Source organism: Sphingobacterium sp. UBA865 (assembly GCF_002295765.1).
Lineage (GTDB): Bacteria > Bacteroidota > Bacteroidia > Sphingobacteriales > Sphingobacteriaceae > Sphingobacterium > Sphingobacterium multivorum.
In genome coordinates this window covers 70,887-91,011 of record NZ_DBGB01000019.1, presented here as the reverse complement: position 1 = coordinate 91,011, position 20,125 = coordinate 70,887, and the positions used below count along the sequence as shown (strand labels likewise).

13 protein-coding genes are annotated in these 20,125 nt (G+C 41.0%); 3 read left to right on the top strand and 10 right to left on the bottom strand.

The window, feature by feature from the left end; all coding sequences use genetic code 11:
• Positions 1-102: 102 nt before the first annotated feature.
• The 7 genes from B2O97_RS10100 to B2O97_RS10070 all read right to left on the bottom strand — a co-directional run bounded on the left by B2O97_RS10100 (position 103) and on the right by B2O97_RS10070 (position 6,765).
• Positions 103-678 carry a non-canonical purine NTP diphosphatase gene (locus B2O97_RS10100; protein WP_112374049.1) on the bottom strand — a complete coding sequence of 192 codons (576 nt, stop codon included), beginning with the start codon at positions 676-678 and terminating at the stop codon, positions 103-105.
• 147 nt (positions 679-825) lie between these two features.
• On the bottom strand, positions 826-1,485 hold the full coding sequence (locus tag B2O97_RS10095) for a hypothetical protein (RefSeq protein WP_236560113.1): 660 nt from the start codon (positions 1,483-1,485) through the stop codon (positions 826-828).
• Positions 1,486-1,576: 91 nt separating this feature from the next.
• The gene (locus tag B2O97_RS10090) at positions 1,577-2,557 is read right to left on the bottom strand and encodes a deoxyhypusine synthase family protein (protein WP_046674101.1); all 981 of its coding nucleotides are present in this window, start codon (positions 2,555-2,557) and stop codon (positions 1,577-1,579) included.
• Between the two features lie 129 nt (positions 2,558-2,686).
• Positions 2,687-3,556, bottom strand: a complete 870-nt coding sequence (locus tag B2O97_RS10085; RefSeq protein ID WP_159332732.1) for a hypothetical protein — start codon at positions 3,554-3,556, stop codon at positions 2,687-2,689.
• Positions 3,557-3,577: 21 nt separating this feature from the next.
• Complete coding sequence (locus B2O97_RS10080) at positions 3,578-5,053, bottom strand: N-acetylmuramoyl-L-alanine amidase (RefSeq protein WP_286767343.1); 1,476 nt, start codon at positions 5,051-5,053, stop codon at positions 3,578-3,580.
• Positions 5,046-5,417, bottom strand: a complete 372-nt coding sequence (locus B2O97_RS10075) for a BlaI/MecI/CopY family transcriptional regulator (RefSeq protein WP_070560671.1) — start codon at positions 5,415-5,417, stop codon at positions 5,046-5,048. Before B2O97_RS10075 ends, B2O97_RS10080 begins: the two co-directional genes overlap by 8 nt.
• Positions 5,418-5,667: 250 nt before the next feature.
• Positions 5,668-6,765 carry a mandelate racemase/muconate lactonizing enzyme family protein gene (locus tag B2O97_RS10070; protein WP_286767342.1) on the bottom strand — a complete coding sequence of 366 codons (1,098 nt, stop codon included), beginning with the start codon at positions 6,763-6,765 and terminating at the stop codon, positions 5,668-5,670.
• Positions 6,766-7,068: 303 nt separating this feature from the next.
• Here B2O97_RS10070 and gltB point away from each other — a divergent pair, with 303 nt between their 5' ends.
• Both gltB and B2O97_RS10060 read left to right on the top strand, forming a co-directional pair.
• A complete protein-coding gene (gene gltB / locus B2O97_RS10065) occupies positions 7,069-11,583 on the top strand; it encodes a glutamate synthase large subunit (RefSeq protein WP_286767341.1) in 4,515 nt (1,504 codons plus the stop codon).
• Positions 11,584-11,600: 17 nt separating this feature from the next.
• Complete coding sequence (locus B2O97_RS10060; protein ID WP_070560674.1) at positions 11,601-13,061, top strand: glutamate synthase subunit beta; 1,461 nt, start codon at positions 11,601-11,603, stop codon at positions 13,059-13,061.
• A 148-nt stretch (positions 13,062-13,209) separates the two neighbouring features.
• On the opposite strand, the gene B2O97_RS10055 is transcribed toward B2O97_RS10060, so the two are convergent.
• Positions 13,210-14,478 (bottom strand): esterase-like activity of phytase family protein, encoded by a 1,269-nt coding sequence (locus tag B2O97_RS10055; protein ID WP_286767340.1) that lies wholly within the window; start codon positions 14,476-14,478, stop codon positions 13,210-13,212.
• A gap of 369 nt (positions 14,479-14,847) precedes the next feature.
• On the opposite strand from B2O97_RS10055, the gene B2O97_RS10050 reads away from it, so the two are divergent.
• Positions 14,848-17,886, top strand: coding sequence for a VIT domain-containing protein (locus B2O97_RS10050; protein WP_286767339.1), 3,039 nt, complete (start codon positions 14,848-14,850; stop codon positions 17,884-17,886).
• Between the two features lie 139 nt (positions 17,887-18,025).
• Here the strand turns inward: B2O97_RS10050 and B2O97_RS10045 are convergent, their stop codons facing one another.
• The gene (locus B2O97_RS10045) at positions 18,026-18,937 is read right to left on the bottom strand and encodes a DMT family transporter (protein ID WP_286767338.1); all 912 of its coding nucleotides are present in this window, start codon (positions 18,935-18,937) and stop codon (positions 18,026-18,028) included.
• 96 nt (positions 18,938-19,033) lie between these two features.
• On the bottom strand, positions 19,034-20,110 hold the full coding sequence (locus tag B2O97_RS10040) for an LptF/LptG family permease (RefSeq protein WP_046674188.1): 1,077 nt from the start codon (positions 20,108-20,110) through the stop codon (positions 19,034-19,036).
• Positions 20,111-20,125: the final 15 nt, after the last annotated feature.

Genomic DNA, 20,125 nt, shown 5'->3' with positions numbered 1-20,125 from the left:
TTTTTAATTTAAGGCTATCTCCTGATCGTATCAGACGCACTCATTCCTTAGCTCAGAGAAATGAAAATTTCTATTTATAACTCAAATGAGGTAGTTATTAACCTATTTCGTTTTTAAATATGTAGCAAGTTTACCAACTGCAATCGCTCGATGGCTAATGCTATTTTTTTCTGCCGCTGTCATTTCGGCAAACGTCCTATCATAGCCATTCGGAATAAAAATAGGATCATAACCAAAGCCATCAATACCTCTACGTTCTTCAATAATTTTCCCCTCGATACTTCCTTCAAAAAAGTGCTGCTGCTCATTCAAATATAATGAAATAACTGTTTTGAATCTCGCTGTACGATTGGTGTTATCGCCTAATTTTTGTAGGACAAGATCAATATTCTTTTCCATATCCCTTGATCCCGAATAACGTGCTGAATAAACTCCCGGTTCGCCATTTAATGCATCAATTTCCAAACCTGAGTCATCTCCAAAACAGTAAAGTCCATATTTATTAACCAAATAATCTGTTTTCTGCTTGGCATTTTCCTCAAAGGTCTCTCCTGTCTCTGGAATATCATCGCTACAGTCAATATCATTTAAACTCTTAATGATAAAAGCACTTCCCACGATCGCTTGGACTTCCTCCAATTTATGGGCATTATTGGTTGCAAATACAAGTTCTAGCATCTTCTTCAAATTTAGCTTTTTGTTTGTTCTTTCTCTTTGTTGACAGTGCTCCTCACGTTGTAGTATGTTACTATCTTTCCATGAATTCACGCCCCCAAAAATAAGCATTAAACCCCAATTTTTATTCAGAACAAGTATCTGATAAAATCAGGAAACAATAAAGGTCTTAAATTCGTTCCAGAACAGCTTCTTTTTATTTACATCGACAAACATCTCTTCAAAACTGAACGTATTAAAAACCGTTGCAATACGGCCTTTCATGTAGGAATTATGTTCAATAAATGGAAGTTTCAAAGACGCGGGTTCCACACCCAACAATATAATCTTAGTCGGTTGAAAAAACTGCATAATGCGCTTAAAATCATTCGGATTATGGGGATTTGCCAAATTGAGTACCGCAACGGTCTCTTTAGTCAATTTCAAGGCACCAATTGTTTTTTCAAAAGCGTCCAATGCTGCGGGAGAAAAGTAGGGATATTGCTCGTAGCGCAATATAAATAGTATGCCCTGATCCTTATTTCCTTGATAAATAAATTCACCTCCCAATACCTCCAGATTGTCAACAGTATCGCCAACCCTGCCGGACTCAATAGCCATAGCGGCCTGCTCCGCACCTACCCCCACTGCCACATACGAGGTATCCTTCGTTGTCGATGATGAGGGGGCAGCATATTGCACATGAGTACTGTTCTCCTCCTGTAAAGGATGTACAGACAGATCGGCTTTAAAATCAAAACCATTTCCAAAGATTGTTTCATCCATTAAGGTCTGAAGTGCAACGGGATTATCTGTTGTAAGATTGCTCATCGGGAAAAGAAATATTAGACCGTAAAGATAAAGAAGAAAAAGGGAAAAGAAAAAGGAGCGAAGAATCGCTCCTTTCTATATGTCAAAAAGATTAATGACCTAAGATATAGGAGAAAATTAATGGCGCAACGATCGTCGCGTCAGATTCTACGATAAATTTAGGTGTATCAATATCTAATTTGCCCCAAGTGATTTTCTCGTTTGGAACAGCACCAGAGTAAGAACCATACGAAGTAGTTGAATCCGAAATCTGACAGAAATAAGCCCAGAAAGGTACTTCTTCCCATTCAAGATCCTGATACATCATCGGAACTACACAGATTGGGAAGTCACCAGAAATACCGCCTGCGATTTGGAAAAATCCAACACCTTTACCTGCGGAGTTGTTACGGTACCACTCTGTCAAGTAAATCATGTATTCGATACCCGATTTTACTGTACTTGCTTTCAATTTACCTTTTATCACATTGGAAGCGAAGATATTACCTGTCGTTGAATCTTCCCATCCCGGACATACGATCGGTAAATTTTTCTCAGCGGCTGCAACAATCCAAGAATCTTTTGGGTCGATCTCATAATATTGTTCCAACACACCCGAGTTAACAACTTGATAAAGAAACTCATGTGGTAAGTAACGCTCACCTTTAGCTTCAGCAGCATGCCAAACATCCTCGAGATGTTTTTGCAGACGACGAAAAGCTTCCTCTTCTGGAATACAAGTATCTGTAACACGATTATAGTGATTATCCAATAGCTCTCTTTCTTGCTCAGCTGTCAAATCTCTATAATTCGGAATTCTTTTGTAGTGTGAGTGTGCGACAAGGTTCATCACGTCCTCTTCCAAATTGGCACCAGTACAAGAAATAAAGTGTACTTTATCTTGACGGATCATTTCTGCTAAAGAAACACCCAATTCGGCAGTAGACATTGCACCCCCCAAAGAGATCAACATTTTTCCACCATCCAACAGATGCTCCTCGTAACCTTTTGCAGCGTCTACTAATGCAGCTGCGTTAAAGTGACGGTAATTATGCTCAATAAATTGAGAAATAGGTCCTTTTTGAGTACTCATGATATTTTCTAACTTTTATAAAATAATAAGTACCGCAAAGGTACTGAATATAATCTATTTTCGTCCCAATAGAGATTTAAAACACGTATAGACCACATTTTTTTAACAAATGTAAAAGGAATCGTATTCCTAGGCTGCACTTATAAATGTTCCATCGGCTGAAAAATCATTTTGATAGACGCCTATCTCCTCATAATTATTGCGAAGATAATTCCAGTTCAATTCAATAGACGACTGCTTGTCGATTCGATAACTCATGCCCAAACGACCATTTAATTCCTGCGTACTATTCGTCTCTTTATTCAGCTGTCCGATCACATAATGAACATTTTCACGATACGCAAGTTCACGCCTACGGTCAACATCAAAATAATTCGAAGAGCGTGCAACGGAAAAACTGGAGTTTAAGGTCCATTTCTTCATTCCATACTGCAGCCCCACGCCATTATTACATTTCCAAAGCCTTCCTTTTGATGCTCCTAAAAAAACATTTCCTGTTAGACCTTTCAGGACATCCTTTTTGATACGAATATCAATTACTCCACCGGCCCCTTCCGCACTCCATTTTGCTGGTGGAATGGTCATGAGATCAATGCTCTCTAAAGAGCTTGCCGGGATAGATTTTAAATAGGCGATCAAAGAGGTTCCGTTGAGATAGGTCTGCTTGCCGTTGACGGTAATCAACACGCCCGTTTTTCCCTGTAAAGAAAAATTGCCTAATTCGTCTACCTGTATACTCGGAATGGCATTTAAAACAGCCAACGTATTTCCATTCAATAAAACGGGATTGCTGTCCGTTCGAATACGGACCCGATCCAAAAGTTGCTGTTCGAGAGGCCCTGATCCCTCAACAAGCACTGTATCTATCCTCCTTGAATCGGATCCAGTATTTCGCAGCATCGTGCTGTCGATTAATTGCTGTTTAGTTTTGGGGACTATTTGCGCCGATAACAGACATGGCAATGCCATGGATAACCCTATAAGTATCCTAAACTTCATGATATCTACGAAAATTAACGCTTAGTCTTCAAAGCTTTGGTCTATAGCCTGTGCTAGTTTATGGATAAATTCAGGTTTTACGTTTTTATCAATGGCATTGATGTTCTCCAGCTCAAGGAGAAGCGCCGGTATTTTAGCACCGCGTAAAATTGCAAGCTTTGTATTTATCGCTGGAGTACCCGCAGCCAGTCCATTCTGTTGCAACATTTGGCCCAAACTAAACGCAAATTTGCGGTTAAGCTCTTCTAGCATCGTATGACTAACCCCCGACTGATATAATATTCGTATAGGAAGAGATTGTTTGCCCTTTACATTGTCGAAATGGATTGATAACAATAAATCCCCTTCAACGTTCGATCGGTCTCCGAGTAATTTATATTCATCAGCCGCTCTTGACAATACGACTTTGTGCCCCTTGCGCTCCAGCTCCTGTTTCAAAAGCAAACAGGTTTCCCAGGTCAATGATTTTTCTTCCAATCCGAAAGATGAAATACCACCCGTGTCTTTTCCTCCATGTCCGGGGTCAAGAATGATCGTTTTAGACCGATTACTTCCTTCTTTTAAAGAAGTAGAAAACCAAGTGCTCTTCGGTGGATTAATAAAAGAGTAAAATAACAGTGAAAGACCTAGTAATGGAATGGTCAATACGTACTGCCATCTTGCCTTTTTGGAGGAAGGTTTTGACATCATAACCTGTACCCGCTCCACCAACTCATGTCTATTCTTAAATAAACTACTCTGCAACCCAGTGGGACATGGCTGCTGTGTTTGAGTCAGTAGAAAACGGGCATAGCCGCTATTACCATATCGATTGGCCAACACCTCATCAACCTGATATTCATGCAGCAAATACAGCTGTCTACGCAACCAATAAACAAATGGATTTAGCCAATAAAGGCAACGAAAAATTTCTATCAACCATTTATCCCGGCAATGGTTAAAAACAATATGCTGACGCTCATGCTCAAAAATCAATTTACCTTCTGGCGTATCGAGCTGATCCTCTTCCATAACAATGACATGCTGCACATAACAATTCGCATAATGTCCAAAAGGAGCAACCATTGTAAATCCGTCAAATTTATACTGACTTAACTGTCCAATTCGACGGTATAAGCGGATATAGCGAAACGCAAAGCGGCACAACAATACAAAAGATACAAGCAGATAACCATAAGCAATGCCATATCCGATCGAAAAGGAGTGCCAGAAAGAATCGGCCATTTCTACTTCTGACACGAGACCACTCGCAGTTCCGATGGAATGAGTTAGTGTATTGGATTGTCCAAAAGCGAGAGCCGGACTTGCCGACGGAAGAAATAATTCGCCCAAACGTACAGTTCCAAATGGCAGAAGCAGACTCAACAAACATAAACCTAGGATAAAATAACGGTTCCATTGAAAAAATGAAAGCTGTCTGAATACCAGAAAATAAAGAACTGCCCCGATGACCAGACTGCAGTTAACTTCAAATAAATAATAAAGTAAGCTATTCATGATCTTCTTGTTTTTTGATGAGTTGTTCTATTTTCTGAATATCCTCCGCCGAAAGCTTCTTTTCTTTTACCATAAAAGAGAGTAAATTCTCTACCGAATCATCAAAATAATGATCGAGCACTCTCGAGAATGATAATTTCCGGTATTGCATCTTTGAAATCAAAGGATAATATTGGTAAGTTTTTCCGAAGGCCTTATAACCTACATACCCTTTCTTTTCCAATATTCTTACAATCGAGGAGATTGTATTATAAGGAATTGAACTGCTTGGATCCAGATACTCAATAATATCTTTGACAAAGACCTCGTTGAGTTTCCAGATCACCTGCATGACTTCCTCTTCTTTTTTTGTTAATTCTTCCATAATTTGATGCGTTGTTTATACTAACATAAAGCTATAACTTATTTTTCAGTTTTACAACTTAAAAATAAGTTATAAAACTGAAAAATAAGTTCATCGAAGGAATTCAATCAAAAAAAGGCAATTAAAACCTACTTTTTCAACAACTTAGAGAAAAACAAATAGGCCGCTATCAAAAAGATAACGATTATAATCAGGACAATAATCTCTTGTGTCCCTATTCCCCAGTTCATACTATTCATATTTTTTCAATTTAAATGATCCATTTCTCGCATTGATCTAAAAATGTCTGTTCCATATCTGCTCCGATTCCAATTTGGTCTGAGATATGTATTTTGTATCCATCATATTGAATCCCACCTATAACAGGGTCCTTCAGATGGCCAACCATACAGGTGTCCAGATCAAAAAACTTGACATTCGGTGCAGCATAAGCGAAATGTACTTTAGCTGCTAAAGCCAAGCGAGATTCCAACATCCCTCCGATCATACAAGTAATACCGTATTCCGCGGCAATATGATTAATTTTTAAGGCTTCCTGTATGCCTCCTGATTTCGAAAATTTAATATTGATATAATCGCAAGCATCCGCTTTGCAGAGACGCTCTGCGTCATGGTGAGAATAAACGGATTCATCCGCCATCACGGGAACAATTGTTTCTGCACGCAATTGCGGTAAATATTCGTCGTCCCATGTACGCATCGGTTGCTCGCAAAATTGTATCTTATAAGGTTCCAACCCCTGTAATGCTTCTAATGCCTCCTCATAAGACCAGCCTTGGTTTGCATCAACACGAATAGGCATTTCGAATCCAACAGCCTTACGTATTTCACGTATACGCGCAATATCTGTTTTTGGATCCTTTCCCAACTTAACTTTCAACATGACCGCACCTTCGCTCTGTAAACGTTTTGCTTTCAACGCCATCTCTTCTGGAGACGCAATTCCCAAGGTGATATCTGTCGTAATCTCTCGCTTCGCTCCCTTTAGAAATTGATAAAGTGGCAGACCAGCATGTTTGGCCGCCAGATCATGCAAGGCCATATCAAAAGCTGATTTGATCGTCTTGTTACCGGCGATATATAGGTCCAATTCTGCCAAACGCTCTTCTATAGCCAAAGGATCGCGCCCCTTCCAAATCTTTGCAAAATCCCGTGCCAGAACTAAACAAGTATCTTGTGTTTCTCCTACGATCATCGGAAAGGCAGAACATTCGCCCACACCATATATATTAGCATCTGTATATATACGTATAAAAGTATTTTGCGCATAATCCATCGTCCCTGTTGCGATAACAAAAGGTTCCATAGGAATGCTTAGTCGATAAATTTCAATTTCAGTTATTTTCATCTCACTCTTTAGTTAAGCCATGTCGATACAGCATAAAGGATATGCAATACTTTGCCTAATTTATATATATTCTTGCAATCTTGGGATGATTTTTCCATATCCCACAAAAAATATTGCCAAATGTTGCACTATTCAGCGATGCATCAAACTGAATTGACTGCGGCGAATATCAAATACAATATCGGCAACAAAACATATCAAAAGGAATGATAAAATCAAACTAAATACATTTTCATTATAATATTTATAATATTTCCGTTTTTTATTCCTATATTAGCAATGTATAATATTTGAAAAGGAAAGATGATTCAACAAAGACCGAAAACGGAGGGCCTCTACGACCCTAATTTTGAGCATGACGCCTGTGGGGTAGGCTTTGTCGCCCATATCAAAGGGAATAAATCACACGCACAAGTAAAGGATGCATTGACCATGTTGGAAAACATGGAACACCGCGGTGCTTGTGGCTGTGACCCAGAAAGCGGTGACGGAGCAGGTATCATGATCCAGCTTCCACATGAATTTTTATGGGAAGAATGTATCAACTTGGGTATACAACTGGAAGAGCCAGGTTATTATGGCACAGGTATGGTCTTTCTTCCTAAAGAAGAAGACATGAACAAAATATGTCGGGATTTGATTGAGGAAGCGGCAGCAGAAAGGGGTATGAAATTCCTTGGCTACCGTCCAGTACCAGTCAATCGTGAAGGTATTGGACCAACAGCGCTCAGTGCAGAACCTGAAATAGTCCAATTTTTTGTTAGCAGACCGGACGGCGTTTCAAACACTGAAGAATTTGAACGCAAACTTTTTGTACTACGTCGCCTGATCATTCAAAAAGTTAAACAACAACAAGAATACCCTCTCCCCCTTTACTTTGCATCGCTTTCTTGCAAAACAATTATTTACAAAGGTCAATTAACAACATACCAGGTCGGAACTTATTATCTTGATTTACGCGATCCTCGTGTGGTATCTGCATTTGGCTTAGTTCACTCGCGCTTTTCCACCAATACTTTTCCTTCATGGTCCCTCGCTCAGCCATTCCGTATGCTGGCACACAATGGCGAGATCAATACATTGACAGGTAACCTGAATTGGTTTTACGCAGGTATGCGCGCTTTATCATCGCCGTATTTTACGGAAGAAGAGATGGAAATCTTACTTCCTATTGTTGACCGTGGTCAATCAGATTCTGCCTGCCTTGACAATGTAGCCGAGCTGCTTTTACATAGCGGACGTAGTCTCACCCATGTGATGTTGATGTTGGTCCCTGAGGCTTGGGATGGCAATACGCAAATGGATCCTTTAAAACGTGCTTTCTACGAATATCACGCAACCTTGATGGAGCCTTGGGATGGTCCTGCAGCACTCTGCTTCACCGATGGCAAGCATATTGGTGCTACATTAGACCGCAACGGCTTACGCCCGCTACGTTATGCCGTAACCTCAGACGACCGCGTCGTTGTTGCTTCTGAAGCAGGGGCACTTCCGATCGAGGAGTCTACCATCATCAAAAAAGGCCGTCAACAAGCAGGCAAGATTTTCCTTGTCGACATGGAACAAGGCCGTATCCTCACCGATAACGAAGTAAAAGATCAATTGATCAACCAACAGCCTTATAGTGATTGGTTGGACAACTATAAAATTAAGCTAGAAGAACTGGAAGAACCTCGTGTAACCTACACCTATCTTTCCAAAGATTCTGTTTTCAAATATCAAAAGACATTTGGTTTCTCCCGCGAGGATCTAGAAGCCATCCTGACCCCAATGGCATTGACAGGATACGAACCAACAGGCTCCATGGGGTCCGATGTTCCGCTAGCCATTCTTTCCGATCAACCACAACATATTTCAAGTTATTTTAAGCAATTTTTTGCCCAAGTAACCAACCCACCGATCGATCCGATTCGCGAACGCTTGGTCATGAGTTTAGCAACATTTATCGGTAACGCAGGCAATATCCTAATCGAAGACAAGAAATTCTGTCACTGTGTAACCTTACCGCATCCGATCCTGACCTCCAAAGAACTGGAGAAATTGCGTTCGATCGATACAGGATTGTTCCAAGCAAAAACCATCCAGTCTTACTTCCGCTCAGATGGTAAACCTGGATCATTGGAAGCCGGTCTGGAACGCTTGTGCCGCTATGCGGATGATGCTGTACGTGATGGTTTTGAAGTACTCATTCTTTCGGATCGTGCGATTGACTCCAAACATGCAGCTATACCTTCATTACTTGCTGTTTCGGCAGTCCATCACCACTTGATCAAAACAGGTAATCGTGGTGCTGTAGGCCTAGTGGTCGAAGCCGGTGATGCTTGGGAAGTACACCATTTTGCCTGCCTATTGGCATTCGGTGCCACAGCGATCAATCCTTATATGGCCTTGGCAAGTATCCGTACCATGAAGGAACAAAACACCTTGGATACCGAACTGACTTGGCCTGAACTATCCAAAAATTACGTCAAAGCCGTTAACAATGGTTTGTTGAAAATTTTCTCCAAAATGGGGATCTCCACATTGCAATCCTACCACGGTGCACAGATCTTTGAGGTACTTGGTATTGACAAGTCTGTTGTCGATAAATTCTTTTGCGGAGCTGTCTCACGTATCGGCGGTATGACCTTGGATGATCTGGCTAAAGAAGCTCTTTCAAAACATTGGCGCGGATTTGAAAAAAGCCGTACTCCACAAAATCTATTGCCAGAAGGCGGTATTTATCAATGGAAGCGTCGTGGTGAAGGCCACCTTTGGAATCCAGACACGATTCACCTATTGCAACAAGCCTGTCGCACTGGAGATTATGCGACCTATAAAAAATACGCGCAGAAAATCAATGAGCAAAAAGAACACATGTTTACCCTTCGCGGATTGTTGGACTTTGCAAAACATCGCAATTCTATTCCATTGGAGCAAGTAGAACCTGCTAGTGAAATTCTAAAACGTTTCGCAACCGGTGCGATGTCTTTTGGATCAATTTCCCACGAAGCGCATAGCACCCTTGCCATCGCCATGAACCGCATCGGCGCAAAATCGAACACCGGTGAAGGCGGCGAAGATGAATTGCGTTATCGACCGCTTCCAAATGGAGATTCTATGCGCTCGGCAATAAAACAGGTTGCCTCGGCTCGTTTTGGTGTTACTTCCAACTATCTGACACAAGCAGACGAACTACAAATCAAAATGGCGCAAGGTGCCAAACCGGGAGAAGGAGGTCAATTACCCGGCCCCAAAGTGGATGCCTGGATTGCAAAAACCAGACACTCTACACCGGGTGTCGGTCTAATTTCACCACCACCCCATCACGATATTTACTCCATCGAAGATTTAGCGCAGCTGATCTTTGACCTAAAGAATGCTAACCGTCAAGCAAGAATCAACGTAAAGTTGGTCTCTAAAGCGGGTGTTGGTACCATTGCTGCCGGAGTAGCGAAGGCCCATGCCGACGTGATTCTTATCGCAGGTTTTGATGGTGGTACAGGTGCATCCCCGATCAGTTCAATCAAACACGCTGGATTGCCTTGGGAATTAGGGCTTGCAGAAGCGCATCAGACACTTGTTAAAAACAAATTGCGCAGTCGCGTTGTGTTGCAGGCGGACGGTCAGGTAAAAACAGGTCGTGACATCATCATCGCCACACTATTGGGCGCTGAGGAATGGGGCGTATCTACAGCAGCATTGGTTGCCGGTGGCTGTATCATGATGCGTAAATGCCACTTGAATACATGCCCTGTGGGTGTTGCAACGCAAGATCCAGAACTGCGTAAATTATTCTCTGGAAAACCAGAAGATATTGTCAACTTATTTACCTTCTTAGCAGAGGAAGTCCGTGAAACGATGGCTTATCTTGGCTTCCGCACCATCAACGAGATGGTCGGGCGGGCTCAGTTCTTAAAGAAACGGGAAAATATAGACCATTGGAAAGCTAAGAAAATTGATTTCACAGACATTCTACATGTGGAACGCAACGAGCCTGGACAATCGTTATACAATACCGAAGAGCAGGATCACGGTATGGCCATGATTTTGGATTGGGGCTTATTAAAACAATCCAAGTTGGCTTTAGAAAGCAAAACGCCTGTATTTGGCACATTTAAAGTAAAAAACACAGACCGTACCATCGGAACCATGCTGTCCAATGAAATTTCAAAACTTTATGGTTCAGAAGGTCTTCCAGACAATACCATCAATTTCAAATTTGAAGGTTCTGCCGGACAGAGTTTTGGTGCATTTTCAACGAAAGGTCTTTCATTTGAATTACAAGGTGAAGCCAATGACTATGTTGGAAAAGGACTATCAGGAGCTCAGTTAGCCATCTATCCAGTTGCAGAAAGTGCTCTAGTACCGGAAGATAATATCATTATTGGCAACGTTGCACTATTTGGAGCAACATCTGGGCATCTATTCGTCAACGGACAGGCCGGTGAACGCTTCGCCGTCCGTAACTCTGGTGCAACAGCTGTAGTTGAAGGTGTTGGTGACCATGGCTGTGAGTACATGACAGGGGGGCGTGCGCTGATCTTGGGTGCTACAGGTCGTAACTTTGCTGCCGGAATGAGCGGTGGTATTGCGTGGATCTACGACATTAATGAAGATTTCCGCGAAAACTGTAATCAGGAAATGGTCGATCTGGATCCATTGGAAAGTGAAGACGAAACCGCAATTATCGCCTTACTGAAACGTCATATCTTGCTCACCAATAGCCGTAGAGCAGATTTCATACTACAAAATTGGTCAAGAGAAAAAAATAAATTCATTAAGGTATTCCCGAGAGAATACAAAAATGTCATTCGTCAAAAATTAGTTGAAGCATAATATAGGAAGCACAGATCATGGGAAAAATTACAGGTTTTAAAGAATTTGAGCGCGTGCTTCCAACAAAAGAAGCTGTGGAAGGTCGCGTACAGCACTATAAAGAATTCAATAAAGGGTATTCTGAGAACGAGCTCAATAAGCAGGCCGCGCGCTGCATGGACTGCGGTATTCCATTTTGTCATTCAGGTTGTCCACTGGGCAATGTCATCCCTGAATTTAACGATGCCGTATACGATGGAAAATGGGAAGAGGCCTATCAGATTTTGTCCTCCACCAATAACTTCCCTGAATTTACAGGTAGAATATGTCCGGCACCATGCGAATCAGCCTGTGTACTTGGTATACATAGTACTCCGATCACTATCGAGGAGATCGAAAAACATATTATCGAGATTGCTTTTAAAAAGGGTTATGTCAAAGCACATAAAAGTTATTTAAAAACAGGCAAACGCGTCGCCGTCGTGGGCTCCGGTCCAGCCGGACTAGCGGCTGCTGCTCAGCTCAATAAAGCAGGACACGATGTTGTTGTTTTCGAACGTGATGATCAGGTTGGAGGATTACTCCGCTACGGTATTCCGGATTTTAAATTAGAAAAATCGGTAATCGATCGCCGTGTCAATCTCCTGAAAGAATCGGGAATAGAATTCAAGGTGAATACAGAAGTTGGCAAAGACATCAGCTTTTATGAATTAAAAGCTTATGATGCTGTTATATTGGCAACAGGCTCTACCGTTCCATGGCACATGCAATTACCAGGGCATGAAGCTAAAGGCATACATTTTGCTATGGACTTTCTGACCCAGCAAAATAAAGAAGTAAGTGGAATTGCTATCGAACAAGACCGCATCCTGGCAACAGACAAACATGTTGTTGTCATCGGTGATGGTGATACCGGATCAGACTGTATTGGTACATCCAATCGTCATCGTGCAAAAAGTATCACACAGATTGCCCGCAAACCTACACCTTCTAAACAACGTCTAAAGAACAATCCTTGGCCAATGGACAAGCTCACATTCGGAACCTCCTCTTCTCAGGAAGAAGGCTGTGAAAGACTTTGGGCTACAGAAACGCAAGAATTTGTTAAAGATGAAGATGGCCATATCAAAGCTATAAAAATCAAAGAGGTTCAATACGAAGTTGATGAATTTGGAAAAAGAACCCGCTTAGGAGAATCCGAGATCCGTGAAATACCAGCAGACCTCGTCTTATTGGCTATTGGTTATCAACACACTGAACATACGCTCCTAGAACAATTGGGTGTACGTGTCGATGAAAAAGGAAATATCCTTGCAAATGATAAAGACTACCAAACGACAATTGATAATATCTTCACTGCTGGAGATTGCCGTAAAGGCCAGTCGCTTGTTGTTTGGGCCATCTCTGAAGGACGCGAATGTGCTCGAAAAGTAGACGAATACTTAATGGGGTATTCAGAGCTTGAAAGCAAGGACTTCCTGGCAACAATAAATGCTTAAAAGAAGGAAGTTCTCAATAGAGAGATCATACCAGTGATATGCTAAGCTACGTTTAGACTTCGTAACAAGGATAAAAGCTTGGACAGCACAAAACATAGAAAGGTCCGTTGAGAATTCAACGGACCTTTTTATAATTAATAGTTAGTCACTATTTCAATGGATCCTTAAGTTTAACAAAATAAATACTGTTTTTGTCTACAGCCTTTATATAAGGTAATATTTTCGTCGCATAAAAACCTTTTCCCGTTACCCCAAAATCATCATCATTACATACCGCGATCAGAGATGGATTAATGACAGCCAGGCCCTCAGCTTTATCATGCGGATACAATTCCTTGATATCCGTCATTAAATCGGCGACCAATGTCTTATTGACTGGTTTAATATTATATTTTGCCAATGTAGCCGCGTCTTTGAGTTCCTCCACAGTTTTACCATCAAATAATTTCCCCGTTGCCGTATTATTCGCATCTGAGATATCTGTTGCGCCAGAAAGATCTATTTTATAAATCTTCTTAAATACAGTAGAACGAGTTGTTTCTGTCGCGTATTCCCCGTCACGTTCCAATACAATAAATGTTGAATTGCTCACGGCAGCGATTTCACTTACTGCCTGCAAATCGGTACGCTCCATCATATAGACATATTGTTTCGTGACGCCGCTCGCAATATCCAGCGTAACAATACGGATTGCCAATGAATTTTTAATCGCATCTTTAGATGGATTATAAAGTGGAAATTGCATAATTCCGACCAGTGTTTTACCATCTGGTGTAAGCGTCAATCCTTCCATTCCACGATTAGGACGACGTTTGGCAAATACCAAAGGCAACTTTTTACCCGTAGACCACGGATTGATCCGCTCTATTTCCTTTCCCGAAGCGTCAAAATGAACGATATGTGGTCCGTATTCGTCACTGACCCACCAAGAACCATCCGCCGCTCTCGCTAGTCCCTCTGAATCGATTCCATCCTCACTTTTCCCTAGATCGTTACCATCAACCCCCAATGCTTTTTCCCCAGAACCACCTTTCCCTTCTGGATTTGGTAGACCATTCAATTTCACACCATCTTTATTTTTCAATTCGATAACAGATTCCAATGTTAGCGTATTATCTTTTAATCTGAATTTACCGATCTGCGGTGTAAATGTTGGCGAAGCAAATACTTTACTATCATTTTCCGTCCCATCAATATTTGGTCCCCTATCCGTTAAAAGATAAAATATAGATTTATCAGTAGGATCTTGAGCCATCGATGATCCATAACCCCCATTATACACTTTTACCCCATTAACATCAATCAATACTTTGGGATCTGTTGCTATGGCCTTTTCGGGATAGGTCAGTTCAATCGGATCAGTAATCTGCGATACGTCATCTTTACTACATGAAGCACATAATAGGGCCAACGCCAATACACTGTATATTTTTTTTCATCTGTCTAAATTTTTCAAATAATGCTTACTGTTATCCATATTCCGGACACGTTCAACTAGTTAAATTTCATTCTTATCGTCTTGCTAAGGCTATAACACAGCAGGTTTTGTCTACACAATCCATGCGCAGTGGGCTACCCAACGGTATTGCAAACATAAAAGCCAAATATTAGCCAATGATTAACATAAGTTTAAATAAACTGCATCAACCGTAAAAAACACGATATAAAAATTAATTATCCTCGATTATGGAATTTTGAATTTCCTGGCATCACTACAAGAATAAATAGCTAATTGTGCAGCGAATTAACAGTATATTCTCTGCCCTCACCTACTAAAAATAGAAAGATGAAAAAGATCATAGTTGCCCTTTGCATAATTTTGGTATTTTCTAATGTGGATACGAAATCTCAGATCAGAACTACACGCGAAATACCAAGCTTAAAAATTAAAGATGGCGATGGCCAGCAAAACAAGGTGATATTGGCAGACCTAAAAATAGCTGTCGTCATATTCGGAAATATAGCCAAAACGACGATGACAATGGTCTTTGATAACAAGACCAACCGCGATCTCGAGGGCGAACTGACATTCCCTATGCCCGAAGGTGTCTCCGTGAGCGGCTACGCCTTAGATATCAACGGCAAATTACGACAAGCAGTTCCAGTCGATAAGAATAAAGGAACCGAAGTATTTGAAAGTATAGAAACACGCCGCATTGATCCGGGTTTATTGGAAAAAGTCGAAGGAAATAATTTCCGAACTCGAATTTACCCTTTACCAGCGAATGGGAAGCGTACCGTTCAGATTAGCTATTCAGAAAATCTGACCACAACATCGGATCAGGCTCGGTACTACCATCTACCCTTAAACTATAGTTCCCCCATTGAAAACTTCGCATTGGATATTCATGTCTTTCAAAATACCGATAAGCCAGATTTCACCGAGAAACCAGACGGTTCTTTGGCTTTCTCACAGCATAACAGCAATTACACAGCTTCTTTACATAAACAACAGTTTAAATCCCAGCGAAATTTAGTTCTTCAACTGCCGACAGGCAACAAGGAAGCATCTGGCCTATTTCAGGAAAATGGGGATAAAAGCTTCTACTTTCTTGCCAATGTAACGGCAAACGCGACAAAATCTACTCAAAAAAAATGGGGGCACAGTATTGGAATTATATGGGACCGCTCGCTCAGCAGTAAAAATAGAGATATAGAAAAGGAACTCGCCCTATTAGATCTCTTTTTTAAAGAAAACCCCAATATGACTGTCGATCTCGGCTTATTGGATATCCGCTTTGTAAAAGGTCATACGTTTCAGGTACGACAAGGTAATTGGAATGATCTCAAAAACTACATCAAAGGAATTGACTACGATGGCGGCACAGACTATAGTCAAATAAAAACCGGTGTAATACAGGCCAACAATTACCTGCTGTTTAGCGATGGCCTTTCTACATTTGGTCAAAGTAAAATCAACCTTGACAATCCAGTTTATTGCATTACTTCGTCCAATGGATCGGACTATGGTGTCCTAAAACAAATTTCCCAGAAACATCTTGGAAAGATGATCAATTTAGCCAATACCTCAACAACTGAAGCGTACCATAAGCTAAATACGATAGACCTTATTTACCTGGGGATAAAAGAAAAAAATGATTTTGAGGAAGTTTATCCTCAAAAAGGCACGCCAGTACAAGCCAATTTTTCTCTCGCAGGCGTAGGGAAACGCCCGGGATTAAAGCAGATCACCGTACTTGTAGGAGATGGGCAACAAGCACCGCAAGAGATTAGTATAGCGCTACAGCCTGACCATGGTGAAATTGACCTACAGCAGATCTGGGCACAAAAGAAAATTGAAGCGTTGGATCTTCAATACGAAGACAATCGTGAAGAAATTGAAACACTTGGCAAACAGTTCGGTATTGTTACCCGAAATACCAGCCTGATTGTACTGGAAACCACAGAAGATTACGTACGTTATGCAATAACTCCGCCCGCCGAATTGCTTTCCGAATTCAATCGGCTCATCAAAGAAGAACATATAGAAAAGGAAGAACGTGTAGCAGACTTGTTGGATCAGGCTCAAGACATTACCAAACAGCTTCAGTCCTGGTGGAATACCGATTTTCAGCAAAAAAAGAAATACCCAACGCGTAAAAAATTGATTTCCATCCCTGAACTTGATGTTGCCGAAGAAATGGCTACCGGAGTTGCTCCTGTTACACCTATACCGTCGCGTCCTTCAGCTAGCCCTGCCGCGACATCACGAGCCGAAGAACTCAGGTCATCAGCTCCCACTAGTGAAAAAAGAGTGTCAGCCGAAGGCAATTCAAATACCGCCAAAGCTGTTACCAGTGAATTGGCGATGGCGGCATCTGATGATGTTCTTCAGGATTTCGCTGTTGTTCAATCCTTAGAAGAACGCGTAGCTGGCATACAAACGACAAGCAGCATCAACAGCATACATGGAAAAATAAGCATCCCTGAAATTAAAGAAGACCAAGCCTATTTACAGGACCTTAATCAATCCAAAGATCCTTACAAAAGCTATCTCCAACTTCAGAATCAGTATATGGGAACGCCAACTTTTTATTTCGATGTCGCAAACTTCTTTTTCAAAAGAGGAGATCACAACAAAGCCTTACTCATCTTAAGCGCACTTGCAGACTTACAAATTGAAAATGCAGATCTCTACAAAACCATTTCCTATAAGTTACGGGAATGGGGAGATTACGACAATGCACTGTTCATTACTGCAAAGGTATTAAAATGGCGTCCCATGGATCCACAAAGCCACCGCGATTATGCCCTCGTTTTACAAGACAAAGGTATGTTTAAGGAGGCGCTAGAACAATTATATGGGATTTTGACCCAGAGCTACTCCCCAGAAGCAGCCGATCGCGATGATGGTATTGAAGAAACATTGGTCATGGAAATCAATAATCTCATTAAAGTAAACAAAGCTGCTAGCTCCAAAGTTGCCGTGAATAAAAAATTGATTGCTGACCTACCCGTCGACATGCGTGTTGTCATCAATTGGAATTCACGAAACACAGATATCGACCTTTGGGTAACTGATCCAAATCAAGAAAAATGCTTCTATAGTAATCCAGCCACAGCCATTGGGGGCCGACTCAGCAATGACTTTACTGGTGGTTATGGCCCTGAGCAATTTTTATTAAAAAAAACTTTAAAAGGAAAATACAAAATTGAAGTTGACTTCTATAACGATGATTCCCTTACTTTAGCAGGACCTGCAGCGGTAATGGCCGAAATTTACACCTACTATAGCAGTGGCAAGCAAGAACGAAAAATCGTTACGATCTATCTTGACCGCAATAAAGAGCGCAATATTGGGATTGGCGAATTTTCATTCCAGTAGATGAGCAGAGACAGAAGGTGTCCAAAAAGACAAATCAAACCCTTTAAAAATTGCATCTATGAAATGATGCTTTAGGGGAAAGGTATATAACCACATGAAATCCGGGCTATCCAAAAAGATTGGATAGCCCCGATTTCAATTAATGCAATTTACGAATAACAAGATCTTTTTGTCTATTCTCTAATTTCGTTTTGACATAAGGGTAAGTGAATACTGCTCCCAAAACGATACAAGCGCCAAGATAAAACCCACCGCTCATGGTCTCCTTTTGTCCAAATATCAACATCGCCAACAGAATACCATAAACAGGTTCCAGATTTGTTGTCAGCGCAACAGTAAAAGCAGATAATTCCTTCATGACAGCAACCCCCATAACATAGGCCACCGCCGTACAAACCACACCTAACAACAGCAGATAAATTAAATCTTGCTGTCCCAATTTCATTTCAGCATTGAAATCTCCTGTAAACAACATCAATATGCTGATCCAGAAGCATGCCCCCATCATCTCATAGAACGTAATCAAGGTCGGGCTCGATTTTTTAACCATGCGCGCATTGGCGATAGAAAATATACTCGCGCAAAACGCACAGCCGAGCCCCGCCAATAGACCAACGAGGTAATGTGTTTCAAAAGAAAAGATTGTATAAATACCGATGATAATGACCAAACCAACAACAATATCCAACAGCGCAATACGCTTTTTATTCACAATAGGCTCCAATATTGCTGTAAATAAGGTCACAGAGGATAGCGTAACCAATGTCACCGATACGGTAGATACTTTAATTGAATAAAAAAATAATACCCAATGCAGCCCAACAACGGCCCCCACCATAAAAAACTGGAGAAATTGTTTCCTCGAAACTACAATAGACTGTTTGGCTACCAAGAAATAGATCAACAGCGCGATAGACGCTATTGCAACACGATACCACACTAAATGAAGGGCAGATACGGAAATCAGACTACCCAAAATTCCGGTAAATCCCCAAATGAGTATTGTTAAATGCAGAATTAGAATATTCCGATTTAATTGAATTTTAGTCATATTCTCTAGAATACATTTGTATAGAAATGATGAGCAATACCTATTATTTCCCTTTATAAGGCAGGCTCACTGAAGTTATTGAAAACTAACAAAAAATTACTTTGGCGCTTTTATCGCCAGGTATAGTGCTACCAAAAAGAAGGTAACATTCGGAATTAATACGGCTATCAACGGTGGCAGTCCCCCTTTCAAAGAAAACATAGTCGCAAACTGTATAAATACGATATACGTAAAACTTAGCGCGATACCAATACCAAGACTCAATCCTATCCCCCCACGCACTTTCTTGGAGGACAGTGCCACACCCATCAAGGTCAATACAAAAGCTGAAAATGGATATACGTAACGCTTGTATTTCTCCAGTAATAAATCGTTCATGACTCCGGTTCCCCTGATCTCCTCCTTATGGATACGAATATTTAATTCGCGTGTATCCATAGCGGTAAACATATTATCACGTACCTCAAAATCAGAAGGTTTCATATCCAAGGTTGTGTCTTTAACAGCTCCTTTGTCCATGCGTTCATGTAGTCCATTGATAATACGATTGGTATAACCTTCGATCTTCCATTTTGTCGCCACCGAGTCCCACGTAATACGATCAGCCATCATTTTCTCCTTAAGGGTATCCCCTTTGAAAATTTCAAGTACAAATCCGTAGCCTGTTTTGGTAGAATTATCAAAGTTGTCTATATAAACATAGCTGTTTTTGTCCAGTTGCATATGGGTAGAAACCCTCGAGTTATCCTTAGGTGGCTTTACATAGATATTTTCAAAATCAACCTTCATCTTATTGGTCTTCGGAATAATAAAGATGTTAAATACCAAAGAAATGGCAAAGATTAGGGTTGCAGCGATCATGTAGGGACGAAGCAAACGGTTAAAGCTATATCCGGCACTGAGAATCGGGACAATTTCGGTTTGGTCCGCCATCTTTGAGGTAAAGAAAATAACCGCAATAAAGTTGATCAGCGGACAAAGAAAATTTAGGTAAAAGGGAATAAACCCTGCATAATACTCAAAAATAATCTTATCGAGGGGAGCATGATATTTTAAAAAATCATCCAATCGTTCGGACACGTCAAAAACCACCATGACAACAGTAAATATTGCCATAGTGAATAAAAAAGTACTTAGATACTTTTTGATGATGTAACGATCGATTAACGACAGCATTTTTTTAACTTG